At 68.7% G+C, this 23,581-nt stretch carries 22 protein-coding genes; 10 read left to right on the forward strand and 12 right to left on the reverse strand.

Annotated features, from left to right (window positions below; genetic code table 11):
• Positions 1-55: 55 nt before the first annotated feature.
• The 4 genes from ACN0TP_RS07785 to ACN0TP_RS07800 form a co-directional block, all read right to left on the reverse strand.
• Positions 56-511 (reverse strand): MaoC family dehydratase, encoded by a 456-nt coding sequence (locus ACN0TP_RS07785; RefSeq protein ID WP_417218283.1) that lies wholly within the window; start codon positions 509-511, stop codon positions 56-58.
• A gap of 63 nt (positions 512-574) precedes the next feature.
• Entirely contained in the window at positions 575-1,771 is a 1,197-nt protein-coding gene (locus ACN0TP_RS07790; protein ID WP_417218284.1) for an acyl-CoA dehydrogenase family protein, read from the reverse strand.
• Entirely contained in the window at positions 1,768-2,658 is an 891-nt protein-coding gene (locus ACN0TP_RS07795) for an amidohydrolase family protein (RefSeq protein WP_417218285.1), read from the reverse strand. The genes ACN0TP_RS07790 and ACN0TP_RS07795 overlap by 4 nt, the downstream gene beginning before the upstream one ends.
• Positions 2,659-2,664: 6 nt before the next feature.
• Positions 2,665-3,594, reverse strand: coding sequence for an SDR family NAD(P)-dependent oxidoreductase (locus ACN0TP_RS07800; RefSeq protein WP_417218286.1), 930 nt, complete (start codon positions 3,592-3,594; stop codon positions 2,665-2,667).
• 141 nt (positions 3,595-3,735) lie between these two features.
• On the opposite strand from ACN0TP_RS07800, the gene ACN0TP_RS07805 reads away from it, so the two are divergent.
• The 7 genes from ACN0TP_RS07805 to pcaC all read left to right on the forward strand — a co-directional run bounded on the left by ACN0TP_RS07805 (position 3,736) and on the right by pcaC (position 9,716).
• Positions 3,736-4,206 carry a MarR family winged helix-turn-helix transcriptional regulator gene (locus ACN0TP_RS07805; RefSeq protein WP_417218287.1) on the forward strand — a complete coding sequence of 157 codons (471 nt, stop codon included), beginning with the start codon at positions 3,736-3,738 and terminating at the stop codon, positions 4,204-4,206.
• Between the two features lie 138 nt (positions 4,207-4,344).
• Positions 4,345-5,544, forward strand: a complete 1,200-nt coding sequence (locus tag ACN0TP_RS07810; RefSeq protein ID WP_417218288.1) for a 4-hydroxybenzoate 3-monooxygenase — start codon at positions 4,345-4,347, stop codon at positions 5,542-5,544.
• A 61-nt stretch (positions 5,545-5,605) separates the two neighbouring features.
• Positions 5,606-6,439, forward strand: a complete 834-nt coding sequence (gene pcaH, locus ACN0TP_RS07815; protein WP_417218289.1) for a protocatechuate 3,4-dioxygenase subunit beta — start codon at positions 5,606-5,608, stop codon at positions 6,437-6,439.
• Complete coding sequence (pcaG, locus tag ACN0TP_RS07820) at positions 6,440-7,015, forward strand: protocatechuate 3,4-dioxygenase subunit alpha (RefSeq protein ID WP_417218290.1); 576 nt, start codon at positions 6,440-6,442, stop codon at positions 7,013-7,015.
• Between the two features lie 26 nt (positions 7,016-7,041).
• Entirely contained in the window at positions 7,042-8,439 is a 1,398-nt protein-coding gene (locus ACN0TP_RS07825; RefSeq protein ID WP_417218291.1) for a lyase family protein, read from the forward strand.
• Positions 8,440-8,497: 58 nt separating this feature from the next.
• Positions 8,498-9,331 (forward strand): alpha/beta fold hydrolase, encoded by an 834-nt coding sequence (locus ACN0TP_RS07830; RefSeq protein WP_417218292.1) that lies wholly within the window; start codon positions 8,498-8,500, stop codon positions 9,329-9,331.
• Entirely contained in the window at positions 9,324-9,716 is a 393-nt protein-coding gene (gene pcaC, locus ACN0TP_RS07835; RefSeq protein WP_417218293.1) for a 4-carboxymuconolactone decarboxylase, read from the forward strand. The genes ACN0TP_RS07830 and pcaC overlap by 8 nt, the downstream gene beginning before the upstream one ends.
• A 15-nt stretch (positions 9,717-9,731) precedes the next feature.
• Here the strand turns inward: pcaC and ACN0TP_RS07840 are convergent, their stop codons facing one another.
• Together ACN0TP_RS07840 and ACN0TP_RS07845 are read right to left on the reverse strand one after the other, a co-directional pair.
• Complete coding sequence (locus ACN0TP_RS07840) at positions 9,732-10,349, reverse strand: GyrI-like domain-containing protein (RefSeq protein ID WP_417218294.1); 618 nt, start codon at positions 10,347-10,349, stop codon at positions 9,732-9,734.
• 38 nt (positions 10,350-10,387) lie between these two features.
• Positions 10,388-12,196 carry an FMN-binding glutamate synthase family protein gene (locus ACN0TP_RS07845; RefSeq protein ID WP_417218295.1) on the reverse strand — a complete coding sequence of 603 codons (1,809 nt, stop codon included), beginning with the start codon at positions 12,194-12,196 and terminating at the stop codon, positions 10,388-10,390.
• 67 nt (positions 12,197-12,263) lie between these two features.
• Between ACN0TP_RS07845 and ACN0TP_RS07850 the strand changes: the two genes are divergently transcribed.
• Positions 12,264-12,935, forward strand: a complete 672-nt coding sequence (locus ACN0TP_RS07850; protein WP_417218296.1) for a hypothetical protein — start codon at positions 12,264-12,266, stop codon at positions 12,933-12,935.
• Between the two features lie 29 nt (positions 12,936-12,964).
• Positions 12,965-13,378: a hypothetical protein gene (locus ACN0TP_RS07855; RefSeq protein ID WP_417218297.1), complete on the forward strand. Its 414-nt coding sequence runs from the start codon at positions 12,965-12,967 to the stop codon at positions 13,376-13,378.
• On the opposite strand, the gene ACN0TP_RS07860 is transcribed toward ACN0TP_RS07855, so the two are convergent.
• Positions 13,375-15,753, reverse strand: coding sequence for an ATP-binding cassette domain-containing protein (locus tag ACN0TP_RS07860; protein WP_417218298.1), 2,379 nt, complete (start codon positions 15,751-15,753; stop codon positions 13,375-13,377). The genes ACN0TP_RS07855 and ACN0TP_RS07860 overlap by 4 nt on opposite strands.
• 310 nt (positions 15,754-16,063) lie before the next feature.
• Between ACN0TP_RS07860 and ACN0TP_RS07865 the strand changes: the two genes are divergently transcribed.
• Positions 16,064-18,016, forward strand: coding sequence for a hypothetical protein (locus ACN0TP_RS07865; protein WP_417218299.1), 1,953 nt, complete (start codon positions 16,064-16,066; stop codon positions 18,014-18,016).
• A 109-nt stretch (positions 18,017-18,125) separates the two neighbouring features.
• On the opposite strand, the gene ACN0TP_RS07870 is transcribed toward ACN0TP_RS07865, so the two are convergent.
• From ACN0TP_RS07870 to ACN0TP_RS07890, 5 genes are all read right to left on the reverse strand, one after another.
• A complete protein-coding gene (locus ACN0TP_RS07870; RefSeq protein ID WP_417218555.1) occupies positions 18,126-18,905 on the reverse strand; it encodes a glucosamine-6-phosphate deaminase in 780 nt (259 codons plus the stop codon).
• 5 nt (positions 18,906-18,910) lie between these two features.
• On the reverse strand, positions 18,911-19,615 hold the full coding sequence (locus tag ACN0TP_RS07875) for an N-acetylmannosamine-6-phosphate 2-epimerase (RefSeq protein WP_417218300.1): 705 nt from the start codon (positions 19,613-19,615) through the stop codon (positions 18,911-18,913).
• 17 nt (positions 19,616-19,632) lie between these two features.
• Positions 19,633-20,574 (reverse strand): dihydrodipicolinate synthase family protein, encoded by a 942-nt coding sequence (locus ACN0TP_RS07880; RefSeq protein ID WP_417218301.1) that lies wholly within the window; start codon positions 20,572-20,574, stop codon positions 19,633-19,635.
• Positions 20,575-20,639: 65 nt separating this feature from the next.
• Positions 20,640-21,461, reverse strand: a complete 822-nt coding sequence (locus ACN0TP_RS07885) for an ABC transporter ATP-binding protein (RefSeq protein ID WP_417218302.1) — start codon at positions 21,459-21,461, stop codon at positions 20,640-20,642.
• Entirely contained in the window at positions 21,458-23,578 is a 2,121-nt protein-coding gene (locus ACN0TP_RS07890) for a dipeptide/oligopeptide/nickel ABC transporter permease/ATP-binding protein (protein ID WP_417218303.1), read from the reverse strand. The genes ACN0TP_RS07885 and ACN0TP_RS07890 overlap by 4 nt, the downstream gene beginning before the upstream one ends.
• Positions 23,579-23,581 lie beyond the last annotated feature (3 nt).

Genomic DNA, 23,581 nt, shown 5'->3' on the forward strand with positions numbered 1-23,581 from the left:
CACACTCAAATCAGGTTATGTTCAACTATTGAAAAAATCAATAATTCTTTGGTGGTCAGGCGTAGAAACGGTAGAGACCCCGGGAGACCACCGCAGGCTTGGTTCCCCCGTCGACCTCGATGACCTGGTCGACGGCGATCTGGTAGCCACCCGGCACCTCGTCGACGGAGGCAATGGTGGCCTTCATGCGGATCCGGGATCCAACGTGGACCGGCGAGGGGAACCTGACCTTTTCGAGCCCGTAGTTCACCTTCGTCGAGACCCCGTCGACCTCGAAGAGCTCGGCCCAGAAGGGGATCTGCAGGCTCAACGTCAGGTAGCCATGGGCGATGGGCCCCCCGAAGGGCCCGTCCTTGGCGCGCTCGGGGTCGGTGTGGATCCACTGGTGGTCGTCGGCGGCGTCGGCGAAGGTGTCCACCTGTTCCTGGGTGACGGTGCGGTATTCGCTGTAGCCGAGGTCCGTTCCGGCGGCGGTGGCAAGGTCCTGGTAGCTGATGACTTTCTGGGGCATCTCGTTCTCCTGTGGTGGGGGTGGCGCGCGTGCGCCGGGTGTGTGTGGGTGTGCGGGGCGGGATCAGCGGAATGCGGCCAGGCCGGTGATGGAGCGGCCGACGACCAGCGCGTTGACCTCGTGGGTCCCCTCGTAGGAATAGATCGCCTCGGCGTCAGCGTGGAACCGGGCGACGTCGTGGGCCACCAGGATGCCGTTGCCGCCGACGACCTCGCGGGCCAGGGCCGTGGTTTCGCGCAGCGTGCGCGCGGTGTGCATCTTGGCCAGCGACGAGTCCTCGTCCCGGTAGATCCCCTCGGCCTGCCGTTGGCTCAGCCGCACGACCATGCCCAGGCTCGCCGTGACGTTGCCGAGCATGTGGGCCAGCTTTTCCTGGATGAGCGCGAACCGGGCCAAGGGCTGCCCGAATTGTTCCCGTGCGCCGACGTAGCGGACCGCGGCCTCGTAGGCCCCTGCGGCGGCACCGGCCGCGCTCCAGGCCACGTCCGCGCGCATGCGGCGCAGGCAGGCGGCGACGTCGCTCCAGGAGTTGATGTTCGGCAACCGGGCGGCGTCCTCGACGACGACGCCGGTGAGGCGGATGTCGAAGTTCTGCATGATGCGCAGGCTGGCCTTGCCGCGGATGACCTCCAGTTCCACGCCGTCGGCATCGACCGGCACGATGAAGCACTTGACCTGGGAGTCCTCGACGTCGCGGGCGAAGACTGCCATGACATCGGCCTGTCCGGCTCCGCCGATCCAGCGTTTCGCGCCGTCGATCCTCCAGTGCCCGGTGGCGGGATCGCGTCGCGCGCTGGTCGCCAGGCCGCCGGCGATGTCGGACCCATGCTCGGGTTCGGTGAGCGCGAAGACGCCCTTCCAGGAGAAGTCGCGGATGCGCGCGTCCAGTTCCGCTGCCTGCTCCGCCGACGCACCATAGGCGACGGTGGTGCGGAACAGGCCGGCCTGCGCGTTGTACCAGGTCAGCACCGACGCGTCGGCGCGGGCGAGTTCGAAGGTGCGGAACCCCGAGTACAGGGCGCTTGGTTGTTCTCCGGCCGCGGCGACCTCGGCCGGATCCATCAACTGCGCGTCAATCAAGGGTGCCTCGATGCCGGTGGGGAATTCCCCGCGGTCCCAGCTTTCCGCCAGCACGGGGCGCACATGCTCATCGAGGAGTCCGCGCAGCCGCAGCAGGGTGGCACGCTCGGCGTCGGTGAGCAGCTCGGCATAACCGTAGGCGTCCGCCGGGTGGAAGGGGGTCGGCAACTGGGCGGTCATGGCGTGCCCAACCCGAGGACGCGCACCGCGTTGTCCTTCAGGATGCCCGGGCGTACGGCGTCCTTCAGGGGCAGGTCGGCGAAGGCGGCCAGCCATTTCTCCGGCGTGATCAGGGGGAAGTCGGTGCCGAAGAGGAGTTTGCCCGCCAGGATGTTGTTCCCCCGCGCCACCAGCGACTCCGGGAAGTACCTGGGGCTCCAGCCGGAGAGGTCGATGTAGACGTTCGCCTTGTGGGTGGCGATGGAATTGGCCTCGTCCTGCCACGGCACCGAGGGGTGGGCCATGATGATGACCAGCCCCGGGAACTCGGCAGCGACGTCGTCGAGCAGCAGGGGGTTGGAGTAGCGCAGCTTGATGCCCCGTCCGCCCGGCAGGCCGGCTCCCATCCCGTTTTGGCCGGTGTGGAAGATGCAGGGAAGCCCCAGCTGCTCCAGCTCGTTCCAGAGGGGGCGGAATTCCGGGTCGCTGGGGTCGAATCCCTGCAGTGAGGGGTGGAACTTGAAGCCCCTGACCCCCAGTTCACCGGCCTGGCGCCGGGCCTCCACCAGGGCGTCACCGCCGGTGCGCGGGTCGACGGTTCCGAAGGGAATGAGGACGTCGTGGTGCCGTGCGCAGCCGGCGACGAGGTCGTCGATCGAGTTGGGCAGATGTCCCAAGGCGGTGCGTGCGTCCACGGTGAACACCACTGCTGCCATGCCCGCGGCCCGGTAGATCTCGGCGATGCGGTCGATGGAGGGGGTGCGTTCCTCCGATTTGAAGTACGCGGCGGAGGCCTCGAAGAGGTCTTCGGGCATCGCGCGGTGCCCGTGCGAGTCCTCCTCGAGGTGCACGTGCATGTCGATGGCGGAGATGCCCGCGAGGTCGATGGCCGGTTCGTAGACGGGCATGCCTGCCTACTTCGCCGCTGCCGGCGTCGGCTGCAGGTCCTCGGGCAGCTCGGGGAACTTCTCCCCGACACCCTGCGCCTGCCCGGCGAAGGGGTAGCCCGAACGCAGTGTCTCGTAGTCCCAGCCGCCGTCGTGGTATTCGGTGGCGATGGCCTCGGGGTGGCTCCAGAGCTGCAACCGGTCACCGCCGACGCCGATCACCTGGCCGTTGATTCCTGCAGCATCGTCCGAGGCGAGGTAGGCCACGAGGCCGGCGACGTCGTCGGCGGTTCCGAAGCCCAGCTCCTGGCGGAAGAAGCCGGGCATGGCCTCCCCGCGTTCGTCGGCCTCGACGGCCTTGGCGAAGTACGGGACCGTCTTGGTCATGGCCGTGGCGGCGACGGGGATCACCGCGTTGGCGGTGACTCCGGCGCGCTTCATCTCCAGCGCCCAGGTGCGCACCATGCCCACGATGCCCGCCTTGGCGGCCGCATAGTTGGTCTGGCCGAAGTTTCCGCGCTGGCCCGTGGGGGAGCCGATGGTGATGATGCGTCCGGCGATGCCGTTGTCCTTGAAATACCCGAAGGCCTCGCGGACGCAGGTGAACGTCCCGCGCAGGTGGACGTTGATGACGGCATCGAAGTCCTCGTCGGTCATCTTCAGCAACGACTTGTCCCGCAGGATCCCGGCGTTGGTGACCAGGATGTCGAGCCGGCCGAAGGCCTCCAGTGCGCCGGCGACCAGCTGTGCCGCGGCTTCCGAGCTCCCGACCGGGGCGACCACGGCGGTGGCACGGCCCCCGTCGGCCTTGATCGCCGCAACGGCCTCGGCGGCCACCTCGGCGTCGACGTCATTGACGACGACGGCAGCCCCCTGGCGGGCGAGTTCACGGGCATAGGCCAGTCCGAGTCCGCGGCCGCTGCCGGTGACGATGGCTACTTTTCCAGTGAGGGACATGGGGGCTCTCCTTCGGGTCGATGCCCGCCGGCGACGTTGCCGGGCCGACGGCCACGTGGGATTCTGGTGTTGGTTAGATGACAACTGATATTCTTGATTAAGTCAACCATTAATTAACTCATCGAATGTTTCGGAGCTCCCATGACGACCCCCACGGCACCTGCAACGAGCGGCACCGATCGCTTCCTGGCCTCGGAGCTGGCCGGCGAGGCCAGCTTCCTGATCGCCCGCGCCCGGTCGCGCGGTTCGTCCATCGCGAACGAGCGGTTGGCCCCGCTCGGATTGCGGGTGCGCTCCTACTCCGTGCTCTCCCTGGCGTGCAGCGGCCTGCGCCCGACCCAACGCGAGCTGGCCGAATTCCTCTCGCTCGATCCCAGCCAGATCGTCGCGCTCGTGGACTCCCTGGAGAAGGAGGGTCTCGTCCAGCGGATCCCCGACCCCACCGACCGGCGCTCCAAGCTCATCGAGTCGAGCGCAGCCGGCACCGCCCTGTATGCGCGGGCCCGCGCCCTGACCGGCGAATCGGAGGACATTTCACTGGCCGGTCTGGACGCCGGCGAAAAGGCGGAATTCCTCCGCCTGCTCAACAAGGCGGCCTTCCCCGTCCGTTGACCTGATGATTCCCATTGAACGGGATCACCTTGGCGTGTGAGCCACGCGACAGCGCACACTGGACCCAATCCAACGGGCACCGGGTGCCGACACCAGTCGTCGCACCGCAGCCCGACCCCTGACCGCAAAGGAGCGCGCATGCCATCGGCATCCCCCACCGTGGTGCGGACCCGCGTGGGCATCATCGGCGGCGGCCCCGCCGGCCTGCTGCTCTCCCACCTCCTGGCGAAGGCCGGCATCGAGAACATCGTCGTCGAGTCCCGTGACCATGAGACCATCCGCAACACCCACCGGGCCGGCATCCTCGAGGCGGGATCCGTCGACCTGCTCACCGGTTCCGGTGTCGACGGCCGGGTCCTGGTCGACGGCGACGAACATGCCGGCATCGACCTGCGGTTCAACGGCGAATCCCACCCCCTGGATTTCCGCGACCTCGTCGACGCCACCGTCACCCTCTACGCCCAGAACGAGGTCTTCGTCGACCTGGCGGCGGCACGCCAGCGCGACGGCGGTGACGTGCGGTTCTCCTGCGAGGTCACCTCCATCTCCGACGTCGAGACGGAGCACCCCTCCTTCACCTTCACCGACGCCGAGGGCGCCACCACCGAGGTCCGCTGCGACATCGTGGTCGGGGCCGACGGTTCACGCAGCTTCAGCCGCCGCAACGTCGAGGTCCCCGGCCACCAGGATTTCAAGGTCGAATACCCCTTCGCCTGGTTCGGCATCCTCACCGAGGCCCCCAAGAGCTCCCCCGAGCTGGTCTACGCCAACTCCCCGCACGGCTTCGCACTGATCAGCCAGCGCAGCGACACCGTCCAGCGCATGTACTTCCAGTGCGATCCGGCCGAGGACGTCTCAGCCTGGAGCGATGACAGGATCTGGTCCGAGCTCCAGCGCCGCGTCGACGGGCCCGACGGCTTCGAGCTGAAGACCGGCCCCATCTTCGACAAGACGGTGCTGGGGTTCCGCTCCTTCGTCCGCGAACCGCTCAGCCACGGCCGGCTCTTCCTGGCCGGGGACGCCGGGCACACCGTCCCTCCCACGGGCGCCAAGGGCCTGAACCTGGCGTTGGCCGACGTGAAGGTCCTGTTCGAGGCGATCGATTCGTTCTACTCCACGGGATCGGACACCCTGCTGGAGGGCTATTCGGACCTGGCGCTCAAACGCGTGTGGAAGGCCCAGAACTTCTCCTACTGGATGACCTCCATGCTGCACACCCCACCGGATGCCAACCCGTTCCTGCTCCGCCGGGCCCTGGGCGAACTGGAGACCGTCACGTCCTCGCGGTTCGGCCAGCAGTACCTCGCCGAGTCCTACACCGGGTGGCCGCATGCCTAGCATCGCGCCGCCGTCGTCCTCTTCCCCCATCACCCACCACCTGAAGTAAGGAGCAGATTCGATGACCAGCACCACCACCGGCTCCGAATCGTTCAACGACAGCCATGTCCTGGATCCGGCGGCCAGCACGGCCACCCAGGAGGCGATCAGCGCCGAGATCGCCGCCGAGCACGACGCCTACGCCGCCTCGCTGCGGGCCGGCGGCGCGCCGGAGACCCAGCCGCGCACCGACTTCGCCCCATACCGCAGCTCGCTGCTGCGCCACCCCACCAAGTCGCTGCACCACGCCGACCCGGAGACCATCGAGCTGTACAGCCCGGCGTTCGGCCAGCGCGATGTGCACGCCCTGGAGTCGGATCTGACCATCCAGCACAACGGCGAACCGGTCGGCGAGCGCATCGTCGTCACCGGCCGCGTGCTCGACGGCGACGGGCACCCGGTGCGCAACCAGCTGGTGGAGATCTGGCAGGCCAACGCCGCCGGGCGCTACATCCACAAGCGGGACCAGCACCCGGCCCCGATCGACCCGAACTTCACCGGGGTCGGCCGGGCGCTGACCGGGGACGACGGCGAATACACGTTCACCACCATCAAGCCGGCCCCCTACCCGTGGAAGAACCACCACAACGCCTGGCGCCCGGCCCACATCCACTTCTCGCTCTTCGGCACCGACTTCACCCAGCGGATGATCACCCAGATGTACTTCCCGGGCGATCCGCTGTTCGGGCTGGACCCGATCTACCAGTCGATCACCGACGCGAAGGCCCGCGACGCGCTCGTGGCCACCTACGACCACTCGGTCACCAGCCACGAATGGGCCACCGGCTACCGCTGGGACATCGTGCTGACCGGCAGCAACCGCACCTGGATGGAAAACGAAGAAGGGGACCACTAGATGGCACCGGCACCAGAGGTCAAGCTCACCGCCACCCCGGGCCAGACGATCGGCCCGTTCTACGGCTACGCCCTGCCCTACGAACGCGACAACGAACTGGTGAACCCCTCCCGCGCCGGGGCCGTGCGCCTGCATGGCACGGTGTACGACGGCGAGGGGGCCGTGATCCCGGATGCCCTGTTGGAGATCTGGCAGGCCGACGAGCAGGGCCAGGTCGTCCAGCAGGCCGGCTCGCTGCTGCGCGACGGGTACACGTTCACCGGCTTCGGCCGCACCGCGGTGGACAACGAGGGCAACTACACCTTCACCACGCTGAACCCCGGGGCCACCGGGGAGGGCAAGGCACCGTTCATCATGCTCACGGTGTTCGCCCGTGGCCTGCTCAACCGGCTGTTCACCCGCATCTACCTGCCGGAGGACACCGCGGCGTTGGCCGCCGACCCGCTGCTGGCCTCGCTGGATGCCGCCGACCGGCAGACGCTGATCGCCACCCGCGAGGCCGACGGGTCGCTGCGCTTCGACGTCCACCTGCAGGGTGGGCACGAGACGGCGTTCCTGTCCTACCCGCGGTCCTGAACGGGTGACCTGCTAGTTTGAAGGCCATGATGACCGACGCCGATTTCGGCCTGCTGGACCCCGCGTGGGCCGGCACCCCCGTGGCCGCCGCGACCTCGGACACGGCGGTCGCGCAGGCACTGCTCGACGTCGAGGCCGCCTGGGTGGGAGTGCTCGCCGATGCGGGCCACTGCCCGCCGGAGGCAGCCGACGCCGTCGATGCCGCGGCGGATGCCTCCCTGTATGACCTGGCGGACGTGGCCCGCCGTTCGGCCGGCGGCGGCAACCCGCTGATCCCGCTGCTGGCCGACCTGCGCGCCGAACTGAAGGCCGCGGGCTCCGCCGAGGCCGCGGCCGTGGTGCACCGCGGGGCCACCAGCCAGGACATCGTCGACACGGCGCTGATGCTCGTGGCCTCCCGGGCCGGCGCCACGATCCGCGCCGACCTGGCCACCGCAGCCGCCGGCGTGGCCCGGCTGGCCGAAGCCCACCGCGACACGATCTGCGTCGCGAGGTCGCTGACCCAGCATGCACTGCCCACCACGTTCGGGCTGCGCGCCGCCAACTGGCTCGCGGGCCTCACCGCAGCCGGCCGGCGCCTCGACGCCGCCCTGGCCGCGCTGCCCGTGCAATGGGGCGGCGCCGTCGGTACGCTCGCCTCGCTCACCGACTCGCTGCAGGCAGAACACGACGGCGGTGCCCCGGTCCCCGAACTGGTCACCGCGCTGGCGCAGCGGCTGGGGCTGGTGGATCCCGGCACCCCCTGGCACACCAACAGGATGCCAGTCACCGGGCTCGGTGCCGCCCTGGCGGACACCACAGCCGCCGCAGGAACCCTGGCCGCCGACGTGCTCACCGCCTCCCGGCCGGAGATCGCCGAGGTCTCCGAACCCCGGGCCCCCGGCCGCGGCGGCTCCTCCGCCATGCCGCAAAAGCAGAACCCCGTGCTCTCCGTGCTCATCCACCAGGCGGCACTGACTGCCCCGCACCAGGTGGCGCAGCTGTTCCTGGCCGCCTCCCTGGCCGTCGACGAGCGCCCCGACGGTTCCTGGCACAGCGAATGGGCCGCCCTGCGATCCCTGCTCCGCCTGACCGGCGGCGCCTGCGCCAAACTCGCGGAACTGGCCACCGGCCTGCAGGTCCACCCCGGGGCCTTGGCCGCCAACGCCGCCCTGACCGGTGACCTGCTGCTCAGCGAACGGATCACCTCGCGGCTGGCACCGCTGGTCGACGGCGGGAAGGCCACCGTGCAGGAGCTGGTCACCCGCTCGCTCACCGAGGGCCTGGCGTTGCGGCCCCTGCTGCGCGCAGCGGTCCCCGCCAGCGCACTGCCCGACGCCGACTTCGAGTCCCTCTTCGACCCGGCCGGCTACCTCGGCCAAACCGGGACGTTCATCGAGCGGATCCTGGCCGACCATGCAGCCTGGTCGGCTACCGCCGGCTGATCAAACGGCCCCACCAGACCACCATCGAGCACCACCGAGAAACCAGGCAGAAGGACCCATGACCGAACCGATGTTGCGCGGACTCGCGCTGAACCAGATCGCCGGTGCACCCACCGGCTCCACCGCCAAACCCGCACTGCTGCTGGGCCCCTCCCTGGGCACCGGCGCCAAGGCCCTGTGGGGCCCCATCGCCCCCCTGCTGGCCGGGCACTTCGACCTCTTCGCCTGGGATCTGCCGGGCCACGGCGGCGCCCCCGCCTCCACCGGTGACTTCAGCATGGCAGAGCTCGCCTCCGCCGTCGTCGCCCTGCTGGAGCGCCTGCGCGCCGACGGCACCATCGCCGCCGAAACGCCGGTCTACTACGCCGGGGTCTCCATTGGCGGAGCCACCGGCATCCAGCTTGGCCACGACCACCCCGGGCTGTTCTCCGGGCTGGCGATCATCTGCTCGGCGGCCAGGATCGGCACCCCCCAGGGCTGGACCGACCGTGCCGAACTCGTCGCGAAGGCGGGCACCCCCACCATGGTGGCCGGTTCCGCGGAGCGCTGGTTCGGCCCCGGCTTCATCGAATCCCACCCGGTGGTCTCCGCCGACCTGCTGCACACCCTGCAGGATGCTGACCGCTTCTCCTACGCCCATGCCTGCGCCGCCCTGGCCGGGTTCGACCTGACCTCCGGGCTCGGTTCGATCACCGATCCCCTGCTGGCCATCGCCGGTGCCCACGACGTGGTCTGCCCGCCGTCCGACGCGGAGTTCCTGGCGGCCCACGTCGCCAACGGGCGCTCCGCCGTCGTGGAGCCGGCGGCCCATCTGGCCCCGGCCGAGGATCCCGAGGCGACCGCTGCGCTGCTCATCGACTTCTTCACCACCCAGGGCGCGCCCCGTGGCTGAATCCAACCGCCTGCCCGGGGACCGGTACGACGACGGCATGGTGGTCCGCCGCGAAGTGCTCGGTGCCGACCACGTGGACCGTTCCACGGCCAACGCCACGGAGTTCACCGAGGAATTCCAGGAGATGATCACCCGCTACGCGTGGGGGACGATCTGGACCCGCGAGGGACTGCCCCGCACCACCCGCTCGGCCATCACGCTGACCGCCATGATCGCCGGCGGCTACTGGGAAGAGCTGGAAATGCACGTGCACGCCGCCCTGCGCAACGGGATGACAGCGGAGGAGATCAAGGAGGTCTTCCTGCAGTGCGCCATCTACTGTTCGGTGCCGGCGGCCAACGTGGCGTTCAAGATCGGGCAGAAGGTCCTGGCCGAATACGAATAGGCCGGGCCGCGGCAATCACCCGATCGGCGTGACCGGCTGGCGGAGCACGGTCCGCAAGGTCGCGGGGGACGCCCGGCGCGGGTCGCCGAGGTAGATCTCGTGGTGCCTGCCATTGAAGGCCAGCCCGGCGGCGGGCATGACCTCGTGGTGCAGCCGGGCCAGGGTGGGGGCTTCGGTGTCATAGGGGCCGATGTGCAGGATCTGCAGCGAACGGCCCTCGTCGTAGTCCAGGACCCGCACCCCGGAGAGGTCCAGCCCTGGCTTCTTCCGGGCCGCCGCCTCGCGGCCCGCCTCGACATCGCGGTCCCCGACGACGCCGGGGAGCGGGCTCAACATCGTCCAGTCCCATTCCTGCTTGCGGCCGGCGGTGAAGGCCGTGGGGTCGGGGCTGGACCACAACCCCTCGAGCGGCCCGACGACGAAGTCCTCGCCCGTGCGCGCCCGGAGGGCGAACTTGACCGCATAGGCGCTCGCATAGAGGGCCTGGACCGCCAGCGGGTAGGCGGCCGAGGTGTTCGGGTCCCCGTGGCCGTCGACCGCCAAGTAGGTGATCGGCGGGACGAGGACCTCCACGAAGTCCTTCGATCCCGGCAGGTAGAGGTCCCTGCGGTCCTTCTTCAGGTCGATCTTCATGGTGCTGCCTCCGCCCTCCGGTGGCCGGCCCGTCCTGCCTATCCGCCCGGGCGCCCTTCGGGGCGGACACCGGAGGACTCCACCCGCGGGGTGTTGCCCGTGTCGGTGTCGTCGACCTCATCCCGGCTGGGACCCGGGACCTGGGACAGGGAGCTGGTCTCGTCCCAACGGGCCATGTCGGGGCGGTCGCGGCGGGGGTCTCCGGCACGGGTGGCCTCCCCGGCCCCTTGTCCCCCGGTCGGCTCCAACCACGGAATCGGGGCGTGCTCGCCGAAATGCTCGGTGTCTGCCTCGTCCCAGTCCAGGCGCCAGCCGCGCGGCGGATCCTCCAGGAGTTCACCGGGACGCATCCAGTTGTAGAGCGCGGCGTAGCTGCTGGTGGTCAGGTGGTCCACGCGGCGGCGCAGCATCCGCTGGTTCAGGTTCGCCGGGTTGGAGACACCCATGGAGGCCATGATCTGTTCGGCCTCGGCGACCGTGAGCTTCTGGTAGTTGTGGACACGGTTTCCCTTGTCCTCCACGTTCAGGGCGCGCATGAGGCGGGGGTTCTGGGTGGCCACGCCCACGGGGCACTCGTTCGTATGGCACTTCTGGGCCTGGATGCAGCCGGTGGCCATCATCATGGACCGCGCGCTCATGGTGAAGTCGGCACCCTGGATGAGCCGCTTGACGATGTCGCTGCCGCTGGCAACCTTGCCGGCCGCCCCGAGGCGGATCTTGTCGCGCAGGCCCGTCCCGACCAGCGCGTTGTGCACCAGCATCAACCCCTCGGTCAGCGGGGTGCCCACATGGTCCTCGTACTCCAGCGGGGCCGCACCGGTGCCGCCCTCGGAACCGTCGATGATGATGTAGTCCGGGGTGATCCCGGTTTCCAGCATGGCCTTGCACATGGCCAGCACGTCGGTGCGGGATCCGACGCAGAACTTGTAGCCAATCGGCTTGCCCTCGGCGAGTTCACGGAGCCGACCGACGAACTCCATCAGCTCGCGCGGGGTGTGGAACGCCGAATGCGACGCCGGGGAGATGCAGTCCTTCCCCATCGGCACCCCGCGGGCCTCGGAGATTTCCTGGGTGATCTTCGAGGCCGGCAGGACACCGCCGAGCCCCGGCTTGGCCCCCTGGCTCAGCTTGATGGTGATGCCCTTGACCTGTTCGGTGGCCGCCTTCTCCCGGAAGGTCTCCGGCGCGAACCTGCCGTGCTCGTCGCGGCAGCCGAAGTAGCCGGAACCGATTTCCCAAAACAGGTCGGCCCCGTATTCGAGGTGATATGGGGTCAGCCCGCCCTCGCCGGTTGCGTGGACGAACCCACCCAACGCGGCGCCCTTGTTCATGGCCAGCACGGCATTCTTGGACAACGACCCGAAACTCATCGAGGACACGTTCATCAGGGCGATGTCGTAGGGCTGGCGGCAATCCGGGCCGCCGATGCGCACCCGGTGGTGTTCCTCGGGTGGAGCCAACGGTGCGCTGGAGTGCAGGAGGAATTCGTAGCCCTGGGAGTTCACATCGCGTTCGGTGCCGAAGGCCTTGTGGCTGTCGGCTCCCTTGGACCGCGCATAGATCAGCGAGCGGGTGTCCCGGTCGAAGGGGCGGCCGTCGGTATTGCGCTCCACGAAATACTGCTGGATTTCCGGCCGGACCGACTCCAGCAGGTACCGCATCCGCCCCAGCACCGGGAAGTTGCGCAGGATCGCATGCTTGGTTTGCAGCAGGTCGTGCACGCCCAGTGCGGCCACCAGCAGCACCACCACGCCGAAGACAATCCAGCCGATGGTCCCGAACGATGCGGCGACCACCGCCGCTGCCGCCAGGACGATGAACAATGTCAGCAGGAAGAAACGCACCATGTGGCCGAGACTACCCCCGTGGGGCGTCCTTTCGACACCATCGGAGCCGGTGGGCGACAATGGGTGCATGTTTGACCGCCGAGGACGAGCCGCCCCGCGCGTGGCCCAGCTGGCAACGCTCGCCGCCGCGGCCGCGCTCCTGTCTTCCTGCGCCCCCGGCGCCGCTTCCCCGGGCGGCTCCACCGACGGCGCTCCTGCCACCCCGCGGACCCCCGCGGCCCAGGCCCCGACGTCGTCGGCCACGACTCCCGAGGCTGGCATTCCGGCACATGAAACGCCCCGACGGGCGACCAGCGATCGCGGGCTTCCGCTCTACACGCCGGGCGAGGCGGTGGAGCTGGAAGGCACCGCGGGGAACCCGCTCATCAGCCTGACCGTCACCTCCATCAGTGTCGAGGACACCTGCCCGGTCGATGGCGGGCAACCGGAACACGGGGCCTTCGCCCTGCTGGAAGTGGAAGCCACCTTCGAGAAGGCGGACGATCCGGATGCCCACCAGCGCCCGCTCGCACTCTCCCCGCAGGCCTGGTCCTACCACCCCGTCGATGGCCCAGGGTTCGACGGCGACCTGGGCACCACCCCGGCGGCCTCCTGCCAGCAGGCAGGCAATGCACTCCCCGACGAATTGAAGCCGGGACCCAGCGTGCACGGTACGCTGGTCCTCGACATCCCGGAGCGCACCGGCTCGCTCACGCTCGCGGACGTCGACACCGACATCGCCGAGTGGCCGCTGCCTTAGTCCCACATCCCCCAGGGAGGTCGATCTGGATGCGCATCAGCCCCCAGCGGTTTGTTGCAGCCGGGATCGTTGTCCTCTTGGCCTGTAGCCTGCTGTCCTCCTGCTCAAGGCCCAGTGCGGAGTCCTGCGACGGACACCGGCCGGTGCCGAGCATCGAGCAGGCAGTCACGGGCCTGCTCTCGGCTGCGGAATCGGGCGACTTTGATGCCGCTTGCGCCGTGGTCACGATCCGCCAGTCGAAACAGGACATGGCTGTGGCCCTGGCGAAATTGAACCGCCAGGCGGAATCGATGGGCATTGATCCTGGCACCGTGCACATCCGGGAACTCGAACAGGGTGGCAGCTTGATTCCCATCGAGATCTCCAACGGCCGGGACGACCGGAAGATCGGGCTGGATGTCCTGAAGGTGCGCGACGAGGGCTACCGGATCATCTGGTCCTAGTCCCCCACGTAGCGGGCCAGGTGTTCACCGGTCGTCGTCGACTTCGCTGCCACCAGCTCTGCCGGCGTGCCCTCGAAGACCACCGAGCCGCCGTCGTGCCCCGCCCCGGGGCCCAGGTCGATGATCCAGTCGGCGTGGGCCATGACGGCCTGGTGGTGTTCGATCACGATGACCGATTTACCGGATTCGACCAGCCGGTCCAGCAGCCCCAGCAGGTTCTCCACATCGGCCAGGTGCAGGCCGGTGGTCGGTTCGTCCAGGATGTAGACGTCGCCCTTCTCCGCCATCTGGTTGGCGAGCTTCAGGCGCTGGCGTTCGCCACCTGAGAGGGTGTTCAGCGCCTGGCCGAGCTTGATGTAGCCCAGGCCCACGTCGGAGAGCCGGGCGAGCATCTTGTGGGCTGCCGGCGTCTTGGCCTCCCCGGCGGAGACGTAGTCCAGCGCCTCGTCCACCGACATGTCCAGGACCTCGACGATGTTGCGTCCCCCGAGCGTGTAGTCGAGCACCGCCGCCTGGAACCGCCTGCCCTCGCACTCCTCGCAGGGGGTCTCGACGGTGTCCATGATGCCCAGGTCGGTGAAGATCACCCCGGCTCCCTTGCAGGTGGGGCAGGCCCCTTCGGAGTTGGAGCTGAACAGCGCCGGCTTGACGCCGTTGGCCTTCGCGAAGGCCTTGCGCAGCGGTTCGAGCACCCCGGTGTAGGTGGCGGGGTTGCTGCGCCGCGATCCCTTGATGGCCCCCTGGTCCACGACGACGACGCCCTCGCGTTGGGCGAGCGAACCATGGATGAGCGAACTCTTGCCGGATCCCGCGACACCGGTGACGACGCAGAGCACGCCGAGCGGAACGTCGACGTCGACGTTCTTCAGGTTGTGGCTCGATGCCCCGCGGACCTCCAGGGCACCGGTTGCGGGGCGCACGGCGTCCTTGACCTGGGCCCGGTCATCGAGGTGGCGGCCGGTGACCGTGTCGCTGGCGCGCAGGCCCTCGACGGTGCCCTCGAAGCAGACGGTGCCACCTGCGGTTCCGGCTCCGGGCCCCAGGTCCACGACGTGGTCGGCGATGGCGATGGTCTCGGGCTTGTGTTCGACGACGAGGACCGTGTTGCCCTTGTCGCGCAGCTGCACCAGCAGTTCGTTCATCCGGGCGATGTCGTGCGGGTGCAGGCCGATGGTGGGCTCGTCGAAGACGTACGTGACATCGGTCAGCGAGGATCCAAGGTGGCGGATCATCTTGGTGCGCTGGGCCTCGCCGCCGCTGAGCGTGCCGGCCGGCCGATCCAGTGACAGGTAGCCCAGGCCGATCTCCACGAAGGAGTCCAGCAGGTGCCGCAGGCCCTTCAGCAAGGGTGCCACGGAGGGTTCGTCGAGGTCGCGCACCCAGGCGGCCAGGTCGCTGATCTGCATCGAACACAGCTCGGCGATGCCCCGGCCGTTGACCTGGGCGGAGCGGGCCTCGGGGGTCAGGCGCGTGCCCTCGCAGGCGGGGCAGGTGCCGAAGGTGATGGCGCGTTCGACGAAGCGGCGCACGTGGGGCTGCATGGCCTCGACATCCTTGGAGAGCATCGACTTCTGGATCTTCGGGATCACCCCCTCAAACGTGAGGTTCACGCCATCGACCTTGATCTTGGTCGGTTCGGCGTACAGCATCGTGTCCAGCTGCTTCTTGGTGAACTTCGCGATGGGGGTGTCCATCGGCAGGCCCATGCCGGAGAACAGGCGCCCGTACCAGCCGTCCATCGAATATCCGGGGACGGTCAGCGCGCCGTCGGCCAACGACTTCGATTCGTCGTACAGGGCCGTCATGTCGAAGTCCGAGACCTGGCCCATGCCCTCGCACTTCGGGCACATGCCGCCGAGGTAGACGGCATCCTTGACGACTTTCTTCTCGACGCGCCCGCCCTTCTCGGTGCTCATCACCCCACCGGCCCGGCGTGTGGGGACGTTGAAGGAAAAGGCCGTCGGCGGACCGACATAGGGGTCCCCCAGCCGGCTGAAGAGGATGCGCAGCATGGCGTTGGCGTCGGTGGCGGTGCCGACGGTGGAGCGGGGATTGGATCCCATGCGCTCCTGGTCGACGATGATCGCCGGGGTCAACCCCTCCAGGTAGTCGACCTCGGGGCGGGCCAGGGTGGGCATGAAGCCCTGTACGAAGGCACTGTAGGTCTCGTTGATCATCCGCTGCGATTCCGCCGCGATGGTGCCGAATACCAGCGAACTCTTCCCCGATCCGGAGACCCCGGTGAACACGGTGATCCTGCGTTTGGGGACGTCGACCGAGACGTCTTGCAAGTTGTTTTCCCGGGCGCCACGCACCCGGATGAGCTCGTGGCTATCGGCGGTGGCGACGGCTTCTGGTGTGGAGGTTTCGGGCATGGGATCCAGTGTAGGTGGAGCCGCCGGTTGGGGGGGCCTTCCCGATATGTCGACCGGAATTCGAATTACTACTCATCAGTAAGTTTTTTCTCGACTCCTCTTGAAATGTTACCGAACAGTATGTTCAATGTAAGGCAGGTCACAACCGTTGACTTCGCCCGGACCCCATGGTCCGGGCTTCCGCGGGCGCCTTCCGGATCGGCTGGCGCAGCGGTGAACATCCCGGGCTGGGGGGCCGGCTCGTGCGCTGCCGCACTCCAAGGGGCAGCGTCGCGCCGTCCGGCCCGACACGACCTCTCCGAGGAGACGCATGAATGCACATCGCGCGGCGAAGCGGCACTCGCTGATGCACGCCATCATCACCGCCCTGCTGGCCCTGTTCCTGGTGGCCCTGCTGGCCTTCTACGTCATCTATTCCGGCCAGGTGGCCAACGGTGCCTCCAAATTGGACAACGGCATGGGACAGGCCCGGTCCGGAATCACCCAATTGAACGAAGGTGCCACCCGGGCCGCCGCCGGCGCGACCAAGCTCCATGAGGGGACCGGCGAACTCGACGAGGGCGCCGGCAAGTTGTCGGCCGGCATCACCACGGCGAACAACGGTGCCGGGGACCTGGACGACGGAGCCAAGAAGCTCCACGCGGGCACCGGCGAGCTGTCCACCGGTGCCGGAGCCGCCGCCAAGGGCGCAACCACACTTGCCGATGGAAGCGGCCGCCTGGCCGTTGGATCCCAGAAGGTGGCTGCAGGGGCGGGCCGCGCAGACCGCGCAGCCAAAAAGCTCGACGCCGGCGCCGTGAAGCTCGTCGACGGAGCGGGCCAGGCCGCCGAGGGTGCCGACAAGCTCAGTGCGGGTGCCGGACAACTCGGGACCGGAGGACAAGCCTTGGGTGACGGAGCCGATGCGCTTCAGGCAGGCGCGGAAAAGGCATCCGACGGCGCCGATCGATTGGCAGCTGGCGCGGGCCAGGTCAACGACGGAGCCCAGAAGCTGGGTGCCGGTGTAGCCGCGGCCAAGGACGGCTCGGGTAAGTTGACGACCGGCCTTGGCACGCTGTCCGAGGGTATTACCGACGCCTCGGCCGGAGCCCAAGAGCTCCACGCCGGGACCAAAAAACTCAAGGACGGAACCGGCGACGCGCTGGCCGGCAGCTACCAGCTCAAGGAAGGGACCGCCGAAGCAGCCCCGGGTGCACACCAACTGGCGGATGGCGCGGCAGAACTCGAGGCAGGCGTCAAAAAGCTGCGCGCGCTCGAGAAACTCCATCTGGTCCCGTACGCGCAGCGAATGGATGCGCTGGATCAGATCTATGCCGGAGCCCAGAAGCTTTCGGCTGGTAATTCCCAGTTGGCAGACGGTACCGACCGGCTCAAAGCGGGAACCGCCCAGCTCTACGCCGGAATGGTGCAACTGGACGCCGGAGCTGGTGAACTGAACGCCGGATCCGGGAAGCTTTCGACTGGGTTGACCCAGCTCGATGCAGGCGGCAAGAAGGCCTATGGCGGCTCCCAGGAGCTGGACGCTGGCCTGTCCAAGATCAATACCGGTTTCCAGAGCGAAAGCAAGAAGAATCCGGGCCTGTTGGTCGGAACCAAAGCGCTCTCAGCCGGCGCCAAGGAGCTCGCTACCGGCAATAAGGCGCTGGCAAACGGTTCAGGTAAGTTGAGTGCCGGGGCCGACAAGCTCAGCGCTGGATCTGTGAAGGTCGCCAAGGGAGCCTCGGCTCTGGCCGATGGCAACCACGCCATCGCCGCCGGTTCGGTGAAGCTGCAGAAGGGCACCGGCGAATTGGCCCGGAAGACCCCCCAGCTGGTTGCCGGTGCCGACGAGGCCGCCGCTGGCTCCGTCAAGGTCCGCGACGGTGCCGGCAAGCTGGCCGACGGCAATGGCAAGCTCGCTGCGGGTGCGACGAAGCTCGATGATGGCGCAGCGCGCCTGGCCGCCGGCACGCACCAGCTCGACACCGGTTTGGGCAAGCTCGATACCGGTTCGAAGTCACTGCAGGCCGGTACGGGCAAGGTCAACGACGGAGCCGGCGAACTCGCCGACGGCAACGGCAAGCTGGCCGACGGTACGGCCAAGCTGTCCTCGGGATCCATGGAACTGGCCGGCGGAACGGAAAAGCTGCGTGGCTCCACCGCCGCGGTCACGGCCGACTCCATGCTCAGCTCCCCCAAGGGCCTGTTGCTCCTGTTGCCGCTCCTGATCCTCGCGATCCCGGCCGTCCTGCTCGTCAGGGCCCGTCGGCACCTGCGTCGCTAGCGCGGACGCCGCAGGCCGGCGATCCGTCGGCAGTGCACGGCAAGGCTGTGGCCGGGGTTCCCCAGGGAATCCCGGCCACAGCCTTATGAGAAGGACAACTCCGGTGCTGTCACTCCGCGGATGTACGCCCGAGCAGTGTGGCGGCAGCTTCGTCCAGGACCACGGTCACCCGCGGATGGCGCTGGATGATCGATGCGGGAAAGTCCTCGGTGACCGGACCGTGCAGCGCCCGACGGACCGGTTCGGCCTTCTGCGCGCCGTGGGCGATGAGCAACAGGTGCCGGGCGCCGAAGATGGTGGCGATCCCCTGGGTGAGGCATTCCCGGGGAACCTGATCGGGGGTATCGAAGAACCTGGCGTTGTCCTGTCGGGTCCGCTCGGCCAACGCCACCACCCGGGTCCGGGAGTCGAATGCGGATCCGGGTTCGTTGAAACCTATGTGGCCGTTGGATCCCACGCCGAGGATCTGCACGTCCACCCCACCCGCAGCGTCAATCGCCGCGTCGTACTCGGCGGCGTGCCCCGCGTGGTCTGTACCGTGGGGATCCGGGACATGGACCCGGCGGGGATCCAGGCCCAGTGGTTCGGTCACAGCGGTGCGGATGACCTCGGCGTAGGACTGGGGATGCCCGTCGGGCAGTCCCAGGTATTCATCCAGCGCGAATCCGGACACCCTGGAAAAATCCACGGCCGCGTCGGCCAGCGCCGCATACAACGGCAGCGGAGAGGAGCCGGTCGCGAGCCCGAGCACTGCCGCCGGGTTGGCGCGCACCGTCGACAGGACGACGCCGGCGGCCAACCGACCAGCGTGCTGCGCGTCCGCGCCCACGAGGATGCGCGGCGACCTGCCCGCTCCGGCGGCACCCGCTTCAGGAACCCCGCGCGTCACGGCGCTCACGGCAGCTGTCCACCGGAGTCGCGCAGGGCGGCATCGAACCAGCCGGTGATGCTGCTCGGGTGGGTGATCGCGGTGCCCACGACGACGGCGAACGCGCCGGCGTCGATCGCTGCCCGGGCTTGGGCTGGGGTATGGATCCGGCCCTCGGCAATCAACGGCACCCCAGGGCCAGCGGCCGAAATCGCCGCGATCAGCTCCAGGTCGGGCCCTTCGGTCTTCGGCCGCTCTCCGGTGTAGCCGGCCAGCGTGGTCCCAACGGCGTCGGCTCCCGCCTCCACAGCGGCCAGGGCATCGTCGAGGGAACCGCAGTCGGCCATGACCAAGGCGTTGGACTGGTCCCTGACCCGGGCGATGGTCTGGCCCAGCGTCAACCCGTCGGGTCGCGGGCGCCGGGTACCGTCGAGGGCGACGATGTGGGCCCCGGCCTGGGCGACGGCGACGGCATGGTGCGCGGTCGGGGTGATGAAGACCCCGTCGTGCCCGTCCTTCCAGAGCCCGATCACGGGGACCTCGACGGCGGAACGGGTGAACTGGATGTCGGCGATCCCCTGGACGCGGACGGCAGCCGCTCCTCCGATGACCGCCGAGGCGGCCACCTGCGCCATGGTCTGGGGGTGGCGCATCGGCTCCCCCGGATAGGCCTGGGCCGAGACGATGAGCCGCCCGCGCAGCGAGGCGAGCAGTTCCGGTGGGGGTGTCATGCGGTGTTCCTTCGGCTCTAGAGCAGCCCGGCGGAACGCAGGATGTCCGCGATGGCAGCAGTCTCCGACTCGTTCAGGCTGGCCATGGGCGTGCTCATGGCATTGTTCTCGATGATACCGAGCAGGACCAATGCGGTCTTGAAGGCGCCCAGTCCTGCGGCACCGCCGGAGACCCGGCTGGCGTCGGGGGTGAAGACGATGGTGAACAGCTGCGCCAGGCGGTCTTGTTCCCGGCGCACCGCTGCCCAGTCCCCGGCGGCCTCGGCGTCGACCATGCGCCGGTAGCCGGCGGGATCGACGTTGCCCAGGCCCGGCACCACGCCGTGGGCGCCGCCGAGCAGGGCGCCGTCGACGACGACCTCGTGCCCGGTGAAGACGGAGAAGCCCTCGAGGTGGGCGGTTGCCAGCAGCAGGCGCCGGAAGGTGACGTCGTCGCCCGAGGAGTCCTTGACACCGGCAATGACACCGTCCTCGGCCAGGCGGATGGCCACGTCCAGGGGCAGCTTGGCGTTGGTGCGGATCGGGACGTCGTAGGCGAAGAGATCGACGTCGACCGCCGACTTGACGGCCCGGAAGTGGTCCTCGATTTCCGCGGCGTTGGACAGCGCGTAGAACGGGGTGGTCACCACCAGGGCGTCTGCGCCGAGCTCGACCATGCGACGTCCTTCGTCGATGACGCGTGCGGTGGTCTGCTCGCTGGCGCCGGCCAGCAATGGGACGCGCCCATTGTTGCGGGCGGCGATGGTCTTCATGACGAGCTCGCGCTCGACATTGGTCAGGTACGGGACCTCTCCGGAGGAACCGAGCACGAACAGCCCGGAAACGCCGCCGTCGATGAGGTGGTCCACGACGCGTTCCAGGGAGGCGGTGTCGATGGCGCCGTCTGCGGAACGGGGGGTGACGACCGGCGGGATGACACCGGAGTAGGTGCGGGTGGCAGGGGTCGTTGCTGCGGTCACGGGATGTGGTTCCTGTTCTGCTGGGTGGTGGGGCGTGGCTGTGTCTGGTGGCGCTTCGGTGCGCGCTACCCCGCGTGGAGCAGGGAGGGCGCCGCGCCGAGCAGCTTGCGGGTGTAGTCGTTGGACGGGGTGTCGAAGACCTGGGCCGCAGGGCCCTGTTCGACGATCTCCCCGGAGTTCATCACGCAGATCCTGTCGGAGACGTAGCGGACCGTCTGGATGTCATGCGAGATGAACACCATGCCGAGGTTCAATTCGTTTTTCAGGTCCGAGAGCAGGTTCAGGACCTGGGCCCTCACCGAGACGTCCAAGGCGGATGTCGGCTCGTCGGCCACGATGATGTCCGGTTCCAGGGCCAGCGCCCGGGCGATCGCGACGCGTTGGCGTTGGCCGCCGGAGATCTGGTTCGGGAATGCCGCACCGGCGGAAGCCGGCAGGCCGACCAATCCCAACAGGTCGGCAGCGCGTTTGCTGCGGCTGGCCTGCGTGCCGATTCCGTGGACGACGAGCGGGTCCATCAGGATGTCGCGGACCTGCAGGCGCGCGTTCAACGCCGTCGCGGGGTCCTGGAAGACGACGGAGACGCTGCGCCCGAAATCCTTGCGGAGGGCGGCGTTGCGCTTCACCGCGGGTTTCCCGCGGAAGAGCACCTCACCGGAGGTCGGCGTCTGCAGCCCGACCAGCACGGAGGCGAGCGTGGACTTTCCGCAGCCGGATTCACCGACGATGCCCACTGTTTCGCCGCGGCCAACGCTGAAGTCAACGCCGTTGACCGCCTTGATGACCAGTGGCTTGAAGGCCTTGCCGGAGCGGGCGCGGTGGTGGACGTGCAGGTTCTTCAGTTCGATGACCGGTTCCGGGTGGCCGGTCGTTGCTGGCTGGCTCATGCCTGGCCTCCCTTCGAGGTGCTTGCTGCCGGTTCTGGCATCGCCCACAGGTGGTCGGCGTTGCCTTCCACTGAGGTGAGGACCAGGCTGCGGGTGGGATCCGCATCCGGTTGGGTCGAGCGGTCCGCGAACCGGTCCCCGTCGGCGAAGTCGCCGGGACTGGGCACGGTTCCGGGGATCTGGTGCAGGCGTTCGGCACCGGATTCGATGGACAGGACCGAACCGAGCAGTCCGCGGGTGTATTCGTGGGTCGGCCGCGACAGGATCGAGTGCACCGGCCCGGATTCGACGACCTGTCCTGCATACATGACGGTGACCTTGTGGGCCAGCGAGGCGACGAGGGCCAGATCGTGGCTGACGAACACCATGGCGAAGCCCAGCTGCTCGCGCAGTTCGTTGAGCAGGTCGACCACCTGCTTCTGCACGGTGACATCCAGTGCCGTGGTCGGTTCATCGCAGACCACCAGCTTGGGTTTGCGGGACAGGGCCATGGCGATGAGCACGCGTTGGCGCTGGCCGCCGGAGAGCTCGTGCGGGTAGGACTTCAGCGTGCGGGCCGGATCCAGTTTCACCAGTTCCAGCAGCTCGGCGGGGCTCTTGCGGCCACCACGACGGGTCAGCTGTGCCAGCTGGTCCTTGATGAGCATCGAGGGGTTCAGCGAGGACAGGGCATCCTGGTAGACCATGGCGATCTGTTCACCGCGCAGCCCCTTGTAGACCCCGGGGTCCCCGGCGCGGGTTCCGCCGCGGCCGTCGGAGGGCAGCAGCTCGCGGCCGGCGAAGCGGATGGAACCGGTGATGCGGGCACTGGCCGGGAGCAGGCCCATGATGGCCAGCGACGTGATCGACTTGCCACACCCCGATTCGCCGACCAGCCCCATGGTCTCGCCCTCGCGGACGGTGAAGGAGACGTGGTCGACGATGCGGGTCTGGCCGTAGCGGTCAGGGAACCGGATGGAGAGGTCGCTGACTTCCAGCACGGGTGCGGCGTCCGCTCCCCCGTTGGCCAGCTGGAGCCGGTCGGTCCGCGTGGACTCGACCACTGCTAGGCGGTCGAGTTCGGTGGCCAGCCGCCGTCGTTCGGCTTCCCCCTGGTCGGTGGCCAGGGAATCAGTGCCGGGGGCCAGCGCCCGGTCGTCGTCCTCGGCGACCGTGGCGCCCGGGGTGGGTGCCGTGCCGTGGTGCTGCACGGTGGCATCGCCTGCGGCGGCGACTCCGAGGGTCGCGGTATCGGCGGCCGGGGTGGCGCCGCGCAGCTTCGGGTTGACCAGGGCGTCGGTCATGCCCTCGGCGAGGATGTTCAGCGCCAGGACGGTCAGCAGGATGACCAGGCCGGCGAAGGTGGTGGCCCACCAGGCGTTGTTCAGGACCAGGGTGCGCCCGTAGGAGATGACGTTGCCCCAGGAGGGTGCCGGGTCCTGGACGCCGGCACCCAGGAAGGACAGCGACGCCTCCAGGATGATCGCGTCCGCGACCATGACGGTGGCGAACACCAGAACGGGGGCCGCGCAGTTGCGCATGATGTGCTTGATGAGGATGTAGAACCGCCCGGCGCCGATGACGCGTTCGGCCCGCGAATAGTCCTCGTCCCACTGGGCGAGCACATTGGCGCGGACCACCCGGGCGATCTGCGGGGTGTAGATGATGGCGATCGCCAGGATGATGACCGGGATGGAGTTGCCCAGCGACGCCAGCAGTGCCGCGGCCAGGGCGATGCCCGGGAAGGCCATGAGCATGTCCATGATGCGCATGATGACCTCGTTGGCCCATTTGCTGCTGGTGGCCGCGAGCGAGCCGAGCAGCCCGCCGAGCACCAGGGCCAGCGCCACGGATCCCAGGCCGATGACCAGCGAGGTCCGGGCGCCGAAGAGCAGGCGGGAGAAGATGTCGCGCCCCAGCCGGTCGGTGCCGAAGAGGTTCTCGGCGCTCGGCCGCTGGGCGGGGATGCCGGAGGCCAGCGGGCTGTGCGGGGCCAGGACCGGGGCGAAGATGGCGGCCAGGGCGATGACCACCAGGAAGACCAGGGCGATCTTCGAGCCAAGGGTCAGCGAGGTCAGGCGGGTCGCGCCGGAACTCAGGCGTGCCACCAGTGCGTTGCGGGGTGCCAGGGGAGCCATCGG

Origin of the sequence: Arthrobacter sp. (genome assembly GCF_048266065.1) — a bacterium.
Lineage (GTDB): Bacteria > Actinomycetota > Actinomycetes > Actinomycetales > Micrococcaceae > Arthrobacter_H.